This is a genomic window from Polaromonas sp. P1_G4, assembly GCF_056405475.1.
The window spans coordinates 1-1839 of the sequence record NZ_JBFUCA010000676.1 but is presented as its reverse complement, the minus strand read 5'-3'; the positions used below and the strand labels follow the sequence as shown (position 1 = coordinate 1839).

General features: G+C 62.5%; 1 protein-coding gene. It reads left to right on the top strand.

Going from position 1 to position 1839, the window contains the following annotated elements; all coding sequences use genetic code 11:
- A partial coding sequence (locus AC1D1X_RS22115; RefSeq protein WP_477699198.1) for a glycerol-3-phosphate dehydrogenase/oxidase occupies nucleotides 1-1465 on the top strand: 1465 nt, incomplete at its 5' end.
- Nucleotides 1466-1839 lie beyond the last annotated feature (374 nt).

Sequence of the window (1839 nt, the reverse complement as noted above, 5' to 3'; positions counted from 1 at the left end):
GGATGCGGCCGCCCGCGGATTTTCCGTCGTGCTGGTCGAATCGCACGACTTTGCCAAGGGCACATCGTCCCGCGCCACCAAGCTGGTGCACGGCGGCGTGCGCTACCTGGCGCAAGGCAATATCTCGCTGGTGCGTGAGGCCTTGCACGAACGCACCACGCTGCTGGCCAATGCGCCGCATCTGGCGCAGCCCTTGCCCTTTGTCATGCCTTCCTACAAGTTCTGGGAGGCGCCGTTCTACGGTATCGGGCTCAAGATGTATGACGCGCTGGCCGGCAAGGCGGGCCTGGGCGCCACGGAATTCCTGAACCGGCAAGAAACCCTTGCCTGCCTGCCGACAGTGCAGGCTCAAGATCTCAAGGGCGGCGTCAAGTACTGGGATGGCCAGTTTGACGACGCGCGGCTGGCGTTGGCGTTGGCCCGCACCGCGGCACGTCAGGGCGCGTTGCTGGTGAATTACTGCGCGGCAACGGGCCTGATCCATGAGGGCGGCAAGCTGGTCGGCCTGCATGCGCGGGACCAGGAAACGGGTCGTACGTTTGAACTCAGGGCGAACTGCGTGGTGAACGCGGCTGGCGTTTGGGTGGACCAGCTGCGGCTCCAGGATGGGCAAGCCATAGGGCGGGACGCCAAGCCCATGGTGGCGCCCAGCCAGGGTGTTCATATTGTGGTGGACCGCTCGTTTTTGCCTGGCGACCACGCCCTGCTGGTGCCCAAGACGGCCGACGGCCGGGTGCTGTTTGCCGTGCCATGGCTGGGTAAAACCATTTTGGGGACCACGGACACGCCGCGCCACGACCTGGCGCGCGAGCCGCTGCCTTTCCGCGAAGAAGTTGACTTCATCCTGCGCGAATCGGCTCGCTACCTGAGCCGCGCGCCCGGCCCGGCTGACATTAAAAGCATTTGGGTGGGGTTGCGGCCCCTGGTCAAGCCGCCGGATGAGGATGCCGGAAGCACCCAGGCGTTGTCGCGTGAGCACACGGTGCTGGTCAGCAAAAGCGGCCTGGTCACGGTGACGGGAGGGAAGTGGACCACTTACCGGGCGATGGCGGAAGACGTGCTGGACAAATGTTTTGGCGCGGCGTTGCTGCCAACACGCGGGGCCGGCGTCACCACAAACTTGAAGTTAGTTGGCGCTCACAATTCGAATCACAAAATTAGCGAGGCGCCAGGGTCTCATCTGTATGGCAGCGAGGCGTCCGCCATGGAAAACCTGCCGGGTGCCAGCCGCGAATTAGGCGGTGGGCTGACGGAGGCAATGGTGCGTTTCGCTGCCCGCCATGAATATGCCCGCACCGTTGAAGACGTACTGGCACGGCGTTCCCGTCTGCTGTTTCTCGATGCGGCACTGGCCAGAACCCTGGCGCCGGAAGTGGCCACTCTGCTGCAGCAGGAAAACGGCGTGGATCCGCAGCTGGATGAATTCCTGACGCTGTGTGGCCAATACCTCAGCCTGCCAGCCTGAATTGCCGCCAGTTGCCGTCCTGCAAAGGAGGAAGGAGGCGGGCAAAATTGGATGCCCGGGCAGATTTTTGCTCTCTTTTTGATAGCTGGTTGCGCTCATCCCTATTGGCCTGAGGCCGGATTTAATGCTGAAAATCCGCCCGCGGCATAAGCGCGAAGCGTGGCCGGTACCCGGGGGCTCCCCCGGGCTTCTGGAGGGGCCGCCGCTTTATTGTGGGGATATTTTCACAACAAGCGGTTGACAGTGGCTTTTCGCTCGGTCATAATCGTAGGCTTCGCTCTAAAAAAGCGAGGAATTCTGCCTAACGGAAGCGCTGCAAGTGGTTTGCGGTGTGGACGACAGGCCCAAGACTGATTGGCTGGTAATCCCAAGGG